9 protein-coding genes are annotated in these 16834 nt (G+C 54.6%); 3 read left to right on the forward strand and 6 right to left on the reverse strand.

What is annotated here, in order from left to right; genetic code table 11:
* Nucleotides 1-311: 311 nt before the first annotated feature.
* The 6 genes from NHH03_RS22600 to NHH03_RS22625 form a co-directional block, all read right to left on the reverse strand.
* Complete coding sequence (locus NHH03_RS22600; protein ID WP_253159935.1) at nt 312-3137, reverse strand: DUF1592 domain-containing protein; 2826 nt, start codon at nt 3135-3137, stop codon at nt 312-314.
* The gene (locus NHH03_RS22605) at nt 3134-4435 is read right to left on the reverse strand and encodes a DUF1552 domain-containing protein (RefSeq protein WP_253159937.1); all 1302 of its coding nucleotides are present in this window, start codon (nt 4433-4435) and stop codon (nt 3134-3136) included. Before NHH03_RS22605 ends, NHH03_RS22600 begins: the two co-directional genes overlap by 4 nt.
* Before the next feature lie 66 nt (nt 4436-4501).
* A complete protein-coding gene (locus NHH03_RS22610) occupies nt 4502-5815 on the reverse strand; it encodes a DUF1552 domain-containing protein (protein ID WP_253159939.1) in 1314 nt (437 codons plus the stop codon).
* Complete coding sequence (locus tag NHH03_RS22615) at nt 5808-8627, reverse strand: DUF1588 domain-containing protein (protein ID WP_253159941.1); 2820 nt, start codon at nt 8625-8627, stop codon at nt 5808-5810. Before NHH03_RS22615 ends, NHH03_RS22610 begins: the two co-directional genes overlap by 8 nt.
* Nucleotides 8624-11092, reverse strand: coding sequence for a sulfatase-like hydrolase/transferase (locus NHH03_RS22620; RefSeq protein WP_253159943.1), 2469 nt, complete (start codon nt 11090-11092; stop codon nt 8624-8626). The genes NHH03_RS22615 and NHH03_RS22620 overlap by 4 nt, the downstream gene beginning before the upstream one ends.
* Entirely contained in the window at nt 11089-12486 is a 1398-nt protein-coding gene (locus NHH03_RS22625) for a DUF1501 domain-containing protein (RefSeq protein ID WP_253159945.1), read from the reverse strand. The genes NHH03_RS22620 and NHH03_RS22625 overlap by 4 nt, the downstream gene beginning before the upstream one ends.
* A gap of 298 nt (nt 12487-12784) precedes the next feature.
* On the opposite strand from NHH03_RS22625, the gene NHH03_RS22630 reads away from it, so the two are divergent.
* The 3 genes from NHH03_RS22630 to NHH03_RS22640 are packed head-to-tail and all read left to right on the forward strand — an operon-like array spanning nt 12785 to nt 16610.
* Complete coding sequence (locus NHH03_RS22630) at nt 12785-13393, forward strand: RNA polymerase sigma factor (RefSeq protein WP_253159947.1); 609 nt, start codon at nt 12785-12787, stop codon at nt 13391-13393.
* Nucleotides 13386-15098, forward strand: coding sequence for a FecR family protein (locus tag NHH03_RS22635; RefSeq protein ID WP_253159949.1), 1713 nt, complete (start codon nt 13386-13388; stop codon nt 15096-15098). The genes NHH03_RS22630 and NHH03_RS22635 overlap by 8 nt, the downstream gene beginning before the upstream one ends.
* 60 nt (nt 15099-15158) lie before the next feature.
* The gene (locus NHH03_RS22640) at nt 15159-16610 is read left to right on the forward strand and encodes a Gfo/Idh/MocA family protein (protein ID WP_253159950.1); all 1452 of its coding nucleotides are present in this window, start codon (nt 15159-15161) and stop codon (nt 16608-16610) included.
* Nucleotides 16611-16834: the final 224 nt, after the last annotated feature.

Consider the following 16834-nt stretch of genomic DNA (forward strand, 5'->3'; position numbering starts at 1 on the left):
CTGCGTCTCGTTCACATTGCGTCTTAGCGTCATCCGCATTCAGGGCGGTCTATTCGGGGTTCATGCGAAACGGAGTGCGAGTGACGGTATCGGAAGACCGCCTATAAGATAATTCGTTTGCAAGGCATTTGGCAAGGTCCAAGCAATTTCCGAAGGGATGGATTGGAACCCGTTTTGTTCGCAAGCTCCTTTTTTGGGATTCATATTCGAATAACATGGTCCGATTGAAGAGTTAGATTGATCCCGCCTTTGGCGGCGTTGAAAACAAAGTAAGAACAGCGCGCTGAAACAATTGGTGTCGCAGAAAGGCTTTATCGACTGTGAAATAGCTCGCTTTGAATCAGTTCATGAACCAGCGAGCGAACGCCGAATTGGTTGGCAGTGGCGCTGTCGACGATTCGTTCGATCGTGGCTCGATCTGCAAACGATGTGGTTGCTCCCGTGGAATAGACCAGCAGGCGATCGACCAACATACGCGCGATCGCGCGTTCATCGTTGGCAAGGATTTGTTTCAGCTCTCGGATATCCTTGAACGACTTGCCATCGGCGAGCTGGTACGACGGATCAACCGGCAGGCCTTCGTTGTAGCGAATCGTATGGTCCTGCTTTCTCAGTTCCGCCTTGGCCGGATCCAAAATGCGATAGTGATCGCGATACCGTCCGACCGGATCAAAACTTTCCAAGGCGACGCCGGGTGGATCGATTTTGGCATGGCACGATGCGCAGTGACTCGCACTGCGGTGTTTTTCCAATTGTTGGCGAATCGTCACGGCTCCGCGAATATCGGGCTCGACCGCCGGGATGCCCGGCGGTGGCGGTGGCGACGGCGCTGCGAGCACTCGCTCGAGAACCCACACGCCGCGAACGACCGGCGACGTGTTGGTGCCGTTTGCCGTCACCTTCAGTACAGACGCTTGTGTCAACACGCCACCACGAACAGAGTCATCGGGAAGCTTGACGACCGTGGGTTCCATGCCTGACACGCCCTTGATCTGGTAGTGTTCTGCCAGTCTGCGATTAATGGTCACGACGTCGGACTCAACCAGATTCCGCGCGGGCAGGTCGTTCGCAAGTAAATGCTGAAAGAACGCCTGGGACTCCTTCAACATCGAGGTGTGAAGAACGGCGTCGTACTCTGGGTACAAGTGGGTGTCGGGACTCGTAAAGTCGATTTCGTACAGGTCGAGCCATTGTCCCAAAAAGTCCTGAACAAACCGTTGCGATCGCTGATCGGACAACAGACGTTCGGTCTGCTGGCGAAGAATTTTTGGCTGCGAAAGTTTACCGGTGTTCGCAAGCTGCATGAGTTCACGATCGGGAGCAGAACACCACAGAAAATATGCGAGTCGTTCGGCCAAGGCAAATTCGTCGGAGTATTCCGTTTCCGCGATCGTTTTTGGCAACGTTGACTGGTGATACAAGAATTGCGGCGAAGTGAAAATCGCCTTGTATCCGGTTCGCATAGATGATTCAAACGAGACGCCTTCGTCCAGCCATTGATGCACAAACTTGACGTATCGAGCCGATTCGTCGTCGGAGACCGGTCGTCGAAATGCGAGCGGTAGGATCCGCTGAATCAACCGCGTCGCGTCCGCTTTGGCGTTCGTCGGTTCCAATGCCAGCGTCCGAATCAATGCACCGGGATGTTCGGCATTCTGATAAATCGGTTCACCACCGTAAGACGGCAACACGCTGCCGATCGGTAAGTTGTGGGGAGGCTTTTGGTAGTCAGGCAACGGGTCGGCTCCCTTTCGCTTGCCCGCCAAGATTTGTTTTACGACCTGTGATCGTTTGCGTGAGTATTCCCGTGCCGGAAATTTGGCATTCCGGTTGATTCTGCCCCCCAGCGGTGTCCATGTGTTGCCACCGGGCGGCCAATCGCTGGGTAGCGTCTTGGGGTCCGCTGGAATAATCGGCGGCGAATGCAGTTGTTCGTTCGGGTCGTCGTTCTTAGCGCCCTCGATCGATTTGGTGGCGACACCACCGAACAAAATCTGTTCTCCAGGCGGCGGCCAAGTCTCCACCAGCGGACCTTCAATCTCAAGCCATTGCACGCAGACGCCCGGCCCTTTCCAATTCACCTGCTGGTAACCTTTGTTGACGGGGAATCGGTAAATCGGCAACTCCGAAGGATACAGGTGCAAGAAGTGCCCACGTAAAAGTTCACCCTGCCACTGGTGAATTTGCGGCCTGTCCGATTCGATTTCAAAGTGTTCGAGCAACCGGTGTTTGACTTTCAGCGACTCCTTGTGACCGTTGCCTCCGACCCGCATGGTCAGTGCGATTGGGTCGCTCGTATTAATTTTGTAGGCCGAGACTTTGATTCGATAAATACCGGTTCGTGGGACGACGTATTGTCCCCACAGGGCATGATGGTTCGACATCGCTTCGGTGGCATAAAGATTCATCCCATCAATCACTGGCAACGCCGGATGCTGCGCCCGGTAGGTCAGCATGTAGCCGCTGTTATTGAGCAGAGAGAGCCGAAACGTTTGTGTTACGGGGCGTTCGGTGAAACGGACCGCTTGGTCGATGGCTGCATCAATGGCTTCGAGATAGGCTTCCATCTGAACGCTGGAGACGTTCAGTGCCGAACCGACAGTCGTAAAGCCCTCTGCCTTGGCATCGGTCGGCAGCAGATCCACAATGTCGAGTGGAGTTTGCAACAAATCGGACAGGGTCGTTTGAAATTCGATCGCATTGAGTCGTCGCGCGGTCACTCGACCTTGCTCGGTTTGCACCGCCTGCTGAGCCCTGGTCAATGAGGACGCCAACGGGGTGAGCACTTGTTGGAGTTCAACCGCTGTCGGCTTGTCGGCATCTTCGGGCGGCATTTCTCCCGAGGAAATACGATCATGAACCAGTTGCCAGGCATCGAAGGTTTTCCGATCACTCAGGTCAGAAACAAGCGAATCCAACTCAAACTCTCCTTCGTTGGCACCGTCGCCGTGACAATCAGCACAATACTGATTGAAGAACGGCGCAAGCGTTTGCGTGGGAATTCGCTCGTTGGCCATCAACGATGTAGCCAGAAGGAATGGCAGCATCCCGCTGAGCCGACAAACAGAACGAGAGCGACCGGTCGCGGATTTTGCCAGGGTTTTCGCGACGAGTAAGACAATATTGATCCGACTCATGATGTCATCTCCAATCCGCGAATGGTGCCCGTGCTGCTACCGAATCGATCAATCGGTAACCCCATTCGTTGCAACATGCTGACATAAATATTCGAGAGCGGTTCGTTGTTAGTGCGATCGAAACCGAGGTGCTGTCCATGCTTGAATCCGCCACCGGCGAGCACCACGGGGACGTTGGTGTTGTTGTGGCTGGATGCATTTCCCAGATCGCTGCCAAACAAAACCATTGTCCGATCCAACAGCGTGTCATCCTCTTCCTTGGTTGCATCAAGTTTTGCAAGAAAGTCACGAAGGATGCCAAGGTGTTGTTTCTCGATAATGGCGAGTTGGGCCAGCTTTTCTTTGTTCTTTCCGTGGTGCGACAACGTGTGGTAGCCTTCGGTGACGGCAGCGATGGGGGGAACGGCAAACCAGCCCACCGACATGACGGTGGCAATTCGCGTCGAGTCGGTTTGCAGTGCCAGTGCGATCAAGTCATACATCAACTTTGATCGCCCGATCGTGTCGGCCTGGTCGCGAATGTCTGTCGGCTCTTTCGCATCGACCTGCGGTTTCGGCTTTCGCTCCCATTCCTGTTGCCGCATCATTTCCTGTTCGACCTCGCGAACGCTGGTCGTGTACTCGTCGAATTTTTCCCGGTCATGGCGACTAAGCTTCTTGCGAAGATTTGCTGCCTCGTTCATCACCATGTCCATCACGCTGGCGCCTTGCCGTAGTCGCGTGATCTGGTCATCAATTTCTGCGGACGAACCAGGGGTGAACAGTTTGCGAAACACCTTCGATGGTGACTCCTCGCCGGGGATCGGCACGCCGCTACGAGTCCACGAGAGCGAACCACCGCCGTTTGCGCTCAGCACCAGCGATGGAATCCTGGTCTGGCTGCCGAGTGATTCGGCTACCAACTGGTCGACCGAGATACTGTTGCGAAAACTGCCGCTTCCCGGATGTGGGGCGGCGGTCAGGAACGATTTTTCGGCGGCGTGTCCGCCATCAACACTGGGATGCGATATGCCCGAGAACACGGTCATTTGCTTGCGAAGATCGCCGAGCACTTCCAAATAGGGCGAAGGGGTATAATCGAATCCCGTCTGTTCTGGCACAAAGTACGGCATGTGCAAGCCAAGGTTGTTGCAGATGAACACCGCGCGACGCGGCTTGCCGTCGGACTCCGGTGCCAGTCGTCGTTCGTTTTCGGCTGCCTGAACCGGCGTCTGCGATTGTAAAAACGGTAGAGCAAGTGTGACACCGGCGCCCTGGAGAAGCTGTCGCCGCGTCCGGGGAGGAGGGTTGGTTTTCATGGGGATTCTGTGTTCAAGTTTTGATTCGATTTTGCGTTGCCAGACATGCTGTTTTTTCTGCTCGATTCATCCAATCCCCTCGATGCCTTGGAAAGCAACTTGGTTGAACTGGTCGGCTTGGATTCCAAACAGTCGCAGCAGCGATAGATGCAGCTGCGACAAAATCGAATTTTCCGGGCATGTGAGATGTCTGCCCGTTTGGAGACGTCCACCAGCGTTGCCGAAGAGGGCCACTGGGATGTTCTTTGGTTCGTGGACGTTGCCATCTTTCATTCCGGAACCGTACATCACCACGCTGTTGTCCAGCAAAGACCCGTTGCCTTCATCAATCTCACTCATTCGGCCCAGGAAGTACGCCGTTTGCGAAGCAAACCATTTCGTCACGATGTTGTAGTCGCGAATCTTGTCGGGATCATTCCGGTGGTGTGATAGCTCATGGTGATTGCGGCGGATCTTGGGATCGGCAAAGTCATAGACGACTCGACTGATGCTGTGCCCCATGACCAGTGTCGCTACGCGCGTGCTGTCGGTTTGCAACGCTAACAGCATGATGTCCATCATCAGCTTCATTTGCTCGGCATAGTTGCTGGAGCTCGCTGATGATTGTGGCCGATGCTTGGCGGCAATCTCTGAGTTGCGGGCGAAGTTCTTGCCGGGATTGGAAGTCTTGCGCAGTTTGACTTGCAGGTCTTGAATGCTGTCGGTGTACTGCTGCAGTCGCTGACGATCGAGATGGCTAATCTTGGCTTTCAGTGATTTGGATTGCTGCCAGATTTCATTGACGATTGCTTCGCGGCGACGGGCGGCATCACGACCCGCCTGGGATTGACCGAAGAAGACCTCGTCGAAAGCTTGCTGCGGATTGATCTGAGGTTCAATTTTGTTTGTCGCACTGCTCCATGAAATCGAATTTCCAAAACTCCGCGGTCGATCCCCAAACGCTCCCTGGCTGGGTGGTTCCATTGCAAGATTCAGCGAGGGCAAAAACGTCTGGTCGGCAAAGTGATGGGCCAGCATTTGATCCAGCGATGGCCGGGCGACGATGGTTCCGTTTGCTTCGGGTGCGAAATCGTGCCCGCTCAAGAACCCGCTTGTTTGACCGAGATGGCCGCCCAGCGGATTGTCGAGACCCGTGAAGAAATTGGCTTGAGACGAAAACTCCGCCAATGGCTCCAGGCTGCCGGTCAGTCTGAGGCGGCCAGCGTCCAGCTTTGGTTGCCAAGCGTCTGGGTAGACACCATTGGGGAAAAACAAGGTGACGAACCGTTGTGGTGGGACGTCGGTGGTTGGTGTCGCAAACGATTCGAGTCGAGGCAGCAGCAACGAGCCCGCGATCGCGGTGCAAAAATTTCTTCGTGAATGTTTTGCATGATTAATCATCGTTTGACTCCGTTGGTGTTTGGTCGCTCTGGCGGCGCATCGCATCGGATTCCAGGATGCACTGGATCAGGGTTTGGGCGCGAAATTGATTGTTCTTTAAACGCAGTGTGGTGTCCCGGACCATCGCTTCATCGTGGTATGTCATTTCACGCCCCAGCGCAAACTCGAACATGCGTATGGTTAGATTGCGGATGAAATCGTGATGGCGTTGTTGTCGCAGGTAGGTTTTGAATTCGGCGAGTCCGTCAATCGATTTTCCGTTGTCCAACGTCGTGCGGGCGTCAATCGTGCGGCCATGATCGTCCGTTCGCCATGCTCCCAACCGGTCATAGTTTTCAAGCACAAAACCGAACGGATCAATTCGATTGTGGCAGCTGGCACATTGTTTGGATTGTCGATGCAATTCCAATTCTTCACGAATCGTTCTCGCTTTCGCAGTGGTTTTCAGTTCAGGAACCGACGGTGGTGGCAGCGGCAAATTTTCACCCAACAGAATTTCAACGATCCAGGCGCCTCGCGAGACGGGACTGGTCCGATCAGGGGTTGATGTGGCTGCAAGTATTGCACCCATTCCCAACAAGCCGCCTCGCTCAGCAGTCGTCAACAGCACAGGTCGCATTTGCTCGCCGGTCACATCGGGAATTCCATAGTGGATGGCAAGCAGGTCGTTCACATAGGTTGTTTTTCCGTCCACCAATTGCAGCAAGTCTTGGTCATCACGGATGATCTGCTGCAGTTGCAGCCCGGGTTCGCGTATCATCGCCTCGGACAGTAGCGGCCCGAGATCGTTGGAAGCGTCAATCGATTCAATGTTCAACCATTGCTGCATGAAGACTTGGCAAAAATCATTGAATCGAGGATCCGAAATCATGCGCTGCATCTCGTCACGCACAGTGTTCGAATCGGAGAGCCCGCCTTCACTCGCAATGCGAATCAGCTGATCATCCGGGACAGAGAGCCATAAGAAATGGGACATCCGCGAGGCAAATTCGTAGTCGTCGATCGGCGTTGCCTCGGTTTCACCACCGGCACTGAATCGAAGCAAAAACTTGGGCGAAACCAGCAGGCCCACCATTGCATCACGCAGTCCTTCGCGATGACGCTGCACGGCGTCGGATGCTGCCGACGAACCGTTTGCCGCACTCGACAAATCCGCCTCGACGCGTGAGTCATAGATTCGCATCAGCGACGCCAAATCCGTTTTGTCGAGGGGGCGGCCATAGGCCCGTCGACCCAACCGTTCAAGAACTGACTTTGCTGCGGCGGGCGTGGGATCGGTGTCAAACAACCAATGTGGAGTTTGAAAACGCTGACCGCCCGCATGGCTTGCCAAAACAACTCGGTCGATGCTCAGCTTTCCTGGCTTCTTCAACACCCGTTCTGGATACTGTTGCCCAAACCTGTTGTTGTACTGCCGTATGGCCGCGGCATACTTGTCGTATGAAAAACCAATGTCGCGTTTGATTTGGGTTTCTAATTCGCGTTGGGGGATCCCCATCAGCTGTGCCACCTTTCCGGCCGACAGGTTCAAAGGAACCTTACTGGCGCGAAATGGAGTTGGCTTTTGCGAAACGCCCTTCTGGCCTTCTTTTCGGATGGACTTTAGCGTATGTCCATCGTACTGGACCAAGTCTCGATCCATTAAGAGTTGTGCAAGGTCACGCATTTGTGAGAACTCGCGAATCACCGTGTTCATCCGGTGCAGTGTTTTCAACGCGTCTTCCGTATCTGGGAATCCCTTGGGCGGAATGAATTCCACGTATGTTTTCGCCGCGACCAGATCTTGCAGTTCAGAGGGCACACCGCGCGGTTCGATTTTTGGTTGAATAATCGGCGCATACTCAGGTGAAAAACCCAGTGTGATGGTGCAGCTACGGTTGGGAAGGTAGGCGATCAATTCCTGAGTCGCGGTTGTTCGGCCGCGCACCGTGACGCCGCGAATCAATCGCCCATCCACTGAAACCGTGAGGCCGGAAATGGGTTCGCCGTCGACTGCCGCGACCTCGATTTGGATGCGGTGCATGCCTGCTTGCGGCGGATCAATAGTGAAGTGAAATGGCGAGACATTTTCCTTGATCAATACTCCGTTCGCTTCTGCATTCAGGCCAACTGCCTTGTCGTTCGATCGCTTCCAAGCCTGTTCCATCTCAATCGTTTTTTGCCATGGCGTTTTTCCGTATGCCATCACCGCATCGACCGCTCGCTCGGCTTCCTTCAAATAGACTTCGAATGCGTTTGGTGCAAATGACAATCCAGCTCGGTCATTCGTAAACCCCGTTTGGCCTTCGGGATCAGGTTGCAGATAGACGCCTGCATCGAGATCCATCCCGAAGATGTCTCGTACTGAATTGCGATACTCTACCGCTGTTAAACGTGCCAATCGCTGTCGTCCAGGATTCGCAAATCGTTTCCAATTGACATCGTTGAGCAGTCGATCGAGCGAGGAGATGAATCGTCGCCGCTGATCCGCGTCGACGTCTGCGTCCTCCGGTGGCATTCGACCCAATTGAACTTGGTCGAGGGCCCGCAGCCACACTTTTCGATGCTTCAAAAGATCCAATTGGCCGCCCACTTCATCCAGTTCAACGCCGGCTTCCGCAGTGCCCTCGCTGTGGCAGTCGGCACAGTACCGGCCGATGAACTCGCCAATCTCGCGGGCCGCTCTGTCGTTCTTCGCATCTTCTAGCTCAGAGCCTTGTGAAGCTCCGGCGAGCAGAAAGGCAACCACGCAGAGGAACAAACTAAAAGCAAGACCGTTGTTCGTTATCCGGCGTTGGGGCATCTTGACCGGTATCCATTCAGATTTTGTCATTGAATGTCTCCACGAATTTGCATCTGGAGCGAATAGATGCTCTTTCGCGCCGTGACAAAAAGCGTGCGCCCATCCCGACCGCCAAATTTCATGTTTGCCGGACTCTCGGGAATGGGTAGGAAACCGATCTGTCTTGCTTGGGCGGAGTAGACGGTGATCCCTTCTTTGGACGTCGTATAAACGTTGCCCTGTTCGTCGATTGCAATTCCATCCGATCCTTGCCCAGCAGCAAGCTGCTGGTCGGTCAACGATCCGTCGGCCTGAATCATGTATCGCCAACATTTCTTTGCTCCGAAATCTGTGACGTACAATCGCTTTCCATCACGACTACCGACGATTCCATTGGGAGACTTCAGTCCGATCCCAACGTTTCGCACGGGCGATCCGTCTGCCGGGATGATGCACACGGTCGCGTCCACAGCATTTTCAGGCACCGCGCTGGCTCGTTGCTGCTTGGTCCGTGGGATCGTGAAATAGAGATCCCCTGTAGGAGCAATCCAAATGTCATTGGGCATGCCCAGTGGTTTGCCGTCACAAGAATCTGCGATCGTTTCTTCGCTGCCGTCGACAGCGCGTCGCACAATTCGTCGCCCGCCAATCTCGCAAAAGACAAGCCGCCCCTGATCGTCAACAACGATTCCGTTGGATGCCTGTTTCCCTTTGCGGATCGACGTAACTTTGCCATCCGCTGAAAACTGTTGGATCGTTTTGTTGGGGATGTCAGAAAAATACCAATTGGCTGTTCCATCCCATGCGGGACCTTCGGTAAATCGAAAGCCATCGGCGAGTTTGCGAACTGGGCCGGCCATCAATTGCGGCGAGCCGTCTTGGTGCGTCTTGCGACTGTTCGGAACATAGGCAACGTGATAATCGTCTGGCAGCGGCGTGACGTGATTCTCTGCCGCCCAATGATCCCAAGCCTTTGACAACCGATGGACGATCTCGGGATGCTGTACCGCCAGATCATTCAACTCGGTGCGGTCGTTATCGAAGTTGTACAGTTCCCATGGACGCTGCCGCAAAGCAACCAACTTCCATTTTCCATTACGGACGGCTCGATTGCCTTCGTGTTCAAAGAACAAGCCGCGCTCAGGCAGCGGGTTGCCATCGAGTATTGGCAGGATACTGGTACCCGGTAGATCAGCATCTTGATTGGCCGCGGTTGCACCTGCAGCGTCAAGCAATGTCGGCAGCACATCAATCAAGTGGAATGGCGTTTGGTTGATCTGACCGCGACCGGATGGCTTGCCCGCCATTTTGGAGGGCCAGTGCACAATGCACGGCACGGCAATGCCGCCTTCGTGGTTGTAGTGCTTGTAAAGTCGCCATGGCGTGTTTGATACGTTAGCCCAGCCCGAACCGGCGCTATGAAACGTGCCCGGTGCTCCCATCGCGTCCAATTGGTCATCACGGTGCAGTACATTACTCGGCCCCGATTTCCCATCGAAGCCAAACGGATCCCACTCGGCACAGGCTCCATTGTCGGAGGTGAACAGAATCAGAGTATTTTCAAACTCGCCGCGACGTTTCAATTCCGCAATGACTCGCCCGATGTTTTGGTCCATTGAATCGACCATCGCCGCATAGATCGCCATACGACGTGAGAGGTCTGTACGTCGATCCTTGGACAACGAATTCCAAGGTGGATTCTCGTCAGGTTCGGACGCGCCCCAATCGAAATGAACTGATCGCGGGGTGAGCTGTGTTTCTAGGGGAACAACGCCCAGCTTTTTCATTTGTTCCAATCGCCGCGAGCGAGCAACATCCCAACCACTTGCATAGCGATCTGAGTACTTGGCGATCAGTTCCTTGGGAGCGTGAAGCGGGAAATGAGGCGCGTTCATCGCCAGATAGACAAACCACGGGGTGTCCGGCGTCTGGCGGGCGAGATTCAAAAACTCGATGGCATGATCGGCGACCGCTTCGGTGGCATAAAAATCACCGTCATCGTAAGACTTTGTGCGACGTCCGGCCGGCAATCGCAAGAAATGGTCCGCATCCCAAAATGTCTTGGCGCTGGTTAGCGTGCCGTAGAACTCTTCAAAACCATGTCGGGTTGGATCGTCGGTTCCCAGATGCCACTTTCCCGAGAGAAAGGATCGGTAACCCGTTTTCGCCAGCTGTTCTGCGATCGTCTGGGCGCCTTCAGCAATGCGCCCTCGGTAGCCCGGTTGGCCGATGTCCTGAGTCATGTGACCAAGTCCGACACGGTGTGGGTATTGCCCAGTCAACAAACTTGCCCGCGACGGGCAACATCGCCCAGTCGTGTAGAACTGGGTCAGTCTCAAACCGTTTTGGGCCAGCTGGTCCAGATTGGGTGTGTCGATCTCGCCACCGTAGCAGCCGAGATCACTGAAGCCCAAGTCATCAGCGACAATCAGCAGAATGTTTGCAGGCGTTGAATCGTCGGCCGTTGCAGGAGCCGCCAAAATCGATACCAATAGAAGCAGGATCAAAAGAGTCACGCTAATACCTCGTTGACGACGGTTCCGTAGACATCGGTGAGCCGATAAGGACGTCCGGCATGTAAGAAAGTCAGACGTTCGTGATCCAGGCCTAGCAGGTGCAGAACGGTCGCGTGGAAGTCGTGGATGTGCACTCGGCCTTCGACGGCACTGTAACCAACCTCGTCCGTCGCACCGTATTTGAACCCGGGTTTGACACCGCCGCCTGCCATGAACAAACTCCAACCAAATGGGTTGTGGCCGCGGCCGGGTGGCTTGGATTTCGCCTTTGCACCCCCGATCTGCTGGTAAACGGGAGTCCGACCAAACTCGCCACTCCAAACCACCAGAGTGTCATCCAACAAGCCGCGAGCCTTTAGATCGGCGAGCAGGCCGGCAATCGGTTTATCGACCTGATGACAACTCGCCGGAAGCAGTTTTTCAATCGTGTCGTGGTGATCCCATTGCTTGCTGGTCACCTGAATAAATCGTACGTCTGCTTCGGCCAGGCGTCTCGCCAACAGGCACTGCCGGCCGAACGCGTCAGTCTCCTTTTCACCAATGCCATACATCGAGTGAGTCTCGGCGGTCTCCGATTCGAGATCCAGCACTTGCGGTGCCTCGGACTGCATTCGAAACGCAAGCTCATTGGCTTCGATCATACTTTCCAAGTCGGGATCGCTGCCGGACCGCTGGGCGTGGTTAGCGTTTAGTTCTTGCAGGAATTCAAGCTGGCTGCGACGCATTGACCTTGGGAGGCGTTTATCAAGCAGATAGCGAATCGTTTCGCTGTCCACTTTGTCGGCGTCCTGCAGAATCGTGGATTGATAGATTCCTGGCAAAAAGTCAGTGCCGCAATTCATGTTGCTGCCCGCCGGCGGACTAATGACGACGAAGCCAGGCATGTTTTGATTTTCCGTACCCAATCCATACATCAGCCAAGCACCCAGGCTGGGTCGCGGCAGAACAGGCATGCCGGTGTGAAATTGTTGTGTGGCCGTACCGTGTTCTGTCCTATCGCAAATCATGCCGTTTAGAATGCACAGGCGGCAAAGCAACCGCTCAGCTCCCGCCAATTGGAATCGAAACCGGAACACGCCGTCGGAGAACGCGATGGGAAGCGTTGGTGAGGCGGGATGGCCATTTTGGTGTTCGACCAGCAGCGTCCCATCTACCACTTTCATCGATTCGAATCGTTGAAACAGCGGTGTGATCTGCTGGGGATTGTCAAAGCTGTTGTGGTACAGTGCCTCGGATGCGGGTGGCTCGGAGGCGGAAACCGCGCACCCGAGCAATAGCAAGACGAGTGATGCGAACACGCCCCGAGCGTCGGCAAAATTCGCGTCAGGATCGTCTCGGAAATTGGTCACAGATTCGGCTTCGGCAAGGTAGATCGGTATCGGAACCGTTGGCAATCACGCCCATTCGAGGTGTAATAGCACTTTGGTCGAAGCCTGTTACCAAAGAAATCTAGAATCGTGGTAACAGGCGAAGCGAAACTGCTATTTGTGAGTGGGAACCAGTGAGATTCTAGCTCGACTCGGACACAAGAGGGGGGCCGTCGCTTGCACTCTCGGTTTTAGGTCGTGCGGGCAGGGACATCGTGCGGACAGGGACATCGTGCTGGTCGAGCCTACGAACAAACGGTGCAATGTGAAGCTGTGTAATTGGCTGAGCAACTTCGGCGGCAGCATTCAAACAAAGGCGTGGTCAATGGACACAACTTCAACCGAGCAGATTGAGAATTCGATCGAAAGAATTCTCGATGGCGATCGAGATGCGTTCCGTCTGATTGTCGATCGGTATCTATCATCTGTTCGTGCGTTGATCGTCGGCCGCAGTCTGCCGGGCATCGACGTCGACGATGTGGTTCAGCGTTCGTTTGTCGAAGCGTACAAGAACCTGGCCGACTACAAGCTAGGAACCAACTTTCAAGCTTGGATCTTGACAATCGCTCGGTATCAATTGATGGCCGAAACGACACGGGTGCGCCGTGTTTCGGACTACCACTCCAAATACGTTCCCGAAGCCTTGGCGCGACAGAACCAGCGGTCACTTGAAGTGGACGCAGATGACGGCCAGCGAATGCAGCATCTAGCCAGCTGTTTGTCGGAAGTGCCGGATTCGGGACGCGAAGTTCTGCGTCGACGCTACGAAGCCGAACAAACGTGTGAAGAAATAGCGTCGGCACTCGATCGTTCCCCGGGGGCGATCCGCAAGCAATTGTGCCTTTTGCGACAACAATTGCACCGATGCATTTCGGTCAAACTGGCAAACCAATTTGATTGTGAAAAGTTCAGCGGCGAGTTCGGTCATGAGTGAGGGACGCTACGAACAACTATTGAACCGATTGCTTGACGACGAATTGTCCGCAAGTGAAGTTCAGGAATTTCAGGCAATCTTAAACAGCAATGTAAGTCTGGCCAGTGAGGCAAGCCAGCGACTTGCCGAACATCGTCTTTTGGGAATGGTCCACCAGCCTTTTGATGCAGATGCATTTAGCAACTCGGTCATGAGCTCATTGACCGCTTCGGACGCTCGAACCGTTGAGTCCATTCTTAGCGAAACAGGCGTTTCGACTGGCAAGAAACCACTGCCATCAAATAATTGGACGAAATATTCGACCACCGTCGTTTTGGGAAGCCTTGCTGCTTTGTTGCTGTTGGGGCTTGGGCTATTTGTCTGGAGTGAGCGTGCGGCGACAAGAACGCTGGTGCAGGGGGGAGTCTCCGTCGAAGTGCCGCAGCTGGTGGTTGCGACGCTGTTGCTGTCAGAGAATTGTGCCTGGGTGAGTGGAGATGTTCTCCAGCCAGAGCTGTCAGAAGGGGAACGGTTGAAGAAAGGGAACCTAACGCTGAAATCCGGTCTCGCGGTGATCCGATTCGATGGGGGAGCAGAAGTTGTTTTGCAAGGCAAATGTTCCCTGGTGCTGTTGTCCGCCGGAAGTGTGCAAGTGGATCAGGGAGATGTGATCGTTCGCGCTGCCGACGAGGCGACTGGTTTCCGAGTGCAAACTCCGTCGTCAGAACTGATCGATTTGGGAACCGAGTTCTCTGTGAGTGTCGGTGACGGTGGCCAGACGAAACTCAACGTCCTTGAAGGAGAGGTGTCGATACGCCCACGAAACTTGAATGCCAGCCAAAGCAGCCTGTTGAGCGAAGGCAAATCAGTGGTCGTGAAAGATGCCGCTTCGCCACCACAGTCCTCACCGCACGACGATCTTCGTTTTGCATCCGTGATTCGCAACGCCAATCCTCGTAGCCGACCCAATCTGCGATTCGCTTACGACGGATTTTTCTACGATGAAGGACAGGTTCCTCTTTCCGAAAGTACTAAGGGCAAAGGCTGGCAGGGACCGTGGAGAAAGCGATCACCGCAGGAGGGCTATCGCGAGGATCAGGACACCACGGATGCTCTTAGCATTGTTCAGGGGAAGATGAATGTGACCTGGGGCGTGCAAGGCGGCCAATTGGGCATGCTGGAAATGCCTGCTGGTGTGACCGTCCGGCTTCGTGAGATGACACGCTCGATCGATCTCAGCAAAAGCGGTGTGTATTATTTCAGTCTGATGGTGCGCGAGCCAGACCACGTGAAACGTCGGACCCGATCGCAGCCACGAGAACGCATTCGACTCACGTTCCGGAGTGAGCAAGACTACAACGGCGAATCACTTAGTTTTGGCATCGCCAGTGGCGGAAAGCCGCGTGTGTTGACCGGAACGGGAGTCGGATTTGTCTGCTCGTCCAAGGCTCCGACGAATCAAACCACGCTCTGGATCGGAAAAATTGTCAGTCGGGCAAACGGCGAGGACGAAGTCTTTTATCGGATTTTTGGTGAAGACGAAGAATTGTTTGGCGACCAGTGGAACTGGGCAGAACCCGCCGAGTGGGACGTTGCCAGTCGCAACCTGGATCTGTCGGCGCGACTGAATCTCGTCGTATTGACCTCCGAAGGCGTTGGCACACGTTACATTGACGAGCTGCGAATTGGCCCGACATGGCGTTCGGTTGCACCGTTACGACAATGACTGGACGAGAGATGGCTTCACGCAGTGCATGCAGTCGCCCTCACCACCAAGGAACCCACGATGAAACGTCAATCGTCCGATCCATCCCAAGCAAACTCTGCGCTCTCGCGTCGACAATTTGGCAAGGCTTCAGCGGTCGCGATTGGTGCCTCCGCCGGTTTTCATTTTTTCCCCGCCTTGGCAAATAAGCGTCTGGAGAAACCGACCCTGGCCGCAATCGGAATCGGTGGCAAAGGCAATGCCGATAACAAGAATGCCGCCAAAGTCGGCTTTGAAATCGTTGCCCTTGTCGACATCGTTGATATAAAGAAATTGAAAAATGTGGCAAGACGTCTCAAGTCCGTCGCGGGATCTCGCGACGACCATCCCGACGCCGAGTTCTTTTCGGATTATCGCGAGATGCTCTCGCAGATGGGTGACAAGGTTGACGCTGTCATGGTGTCGACGCCCGACCATCATCACTTCCATGCTTCGGCGTTAGCGATGCAGGCTGGCAAACATGTCTATTGCCAAAAGCCATTGACGCACGGCATTTGGGAAGCGAGACAATTGACGCAAATTGCCAAACAGACCGGCTTGAAAACTCAGATGGGTAACCAGGCTCACGCCAATGACGTGATGCGTCGTGGCGTCGAATTGATTCGCAGTGGGATCATCGGCAAAGTGCAGGAAATCCACGCCTGGACCAACCGCCCGATTTGGCCCCAGGGTTTTGCAGCGCGCCCTGAAAAACAGCCCGTCCCCGACGGGATTGATTGGCAGCAATGGATCGGCCCCGCACCATGGACCGACTACAGTCCCCACATCGCTCCGTTTGCTTGGCGAGGTTGGTGGGATTACGGCTGCGGCGCACTGGGCGACATGGCTTGCCATATCATGGACCTGGGTTACTGGGCCATGAACCCAGGACCACCCCAAAGCGTTCGTGCAACGCAATCTGGTGCGACCGAATTGTCCGCGCCGATCAATTCAATCGTGACCTGGGATTTTGGCCCAAATCAATACAGTGCCGCGGACGGGTTCAAATTTCATTGGTACGACGGCTATGTGAACGCAACGTTTGATCGCAAAAAATGGCAGCTTGAAAAGCACGGCGACCAATACAATCATCCCGCCGCAGACGTCTTGGATGGTCAGGATTTCGAGAAATTCGGCAGCGTGATCATTGGCAGCGAAGGCAAAATGTTTTTCAGACGAAGTGCTGGCTGGGTGATTACACCGGATGCACTCGCCGCCGACGCAAAATCGGTTCCAAAAACCTTGCCGCGAGCACCGCAGCAAAATAATTACGGTGAATGGATAAGCGCGATTCAAGGCACGATTGATCAATCCGAATCGAATTTCTCACTCGCCGGACCGATGACCGAAACGATCCTGCTCGGTGTGCTGGCCCAACGGTTCCCAGAATCGTCGCTGGTGTGGAATGCTGAAGCCATGGAAATCCAAGGGCGCCCCGAATTGACCAAACACATCCATCGTGAATACCGCGACGGCTGGAAGATCGACGTCTAGAATTCTCACCAGCGTCCACAACATCACGCCACGACTAGCAAGGTCGAGGCGACAAAGTCGGCACGCCTGGATCAATCCTGTTGCAGGGCCACGGCAACCCACTGCAATACCGGAACATTTGGGTCGTGGAAAGGTAGACCGGTTGATGATCCCACGATGCTCGGCATCGTCAACAGTTTTGGTGTGCCGTTTCGAGGTGCATGCGGCGGCTATCGTGCCGGTCA

This window comes from Stieleria tagensis (assembly GCF_024129865.1).
GTDB lineage: Bacteria > Planctomycetota > Planctomycetia > Pirellulales > Pirellulaceae > Stieleria > Stieleria tagensis.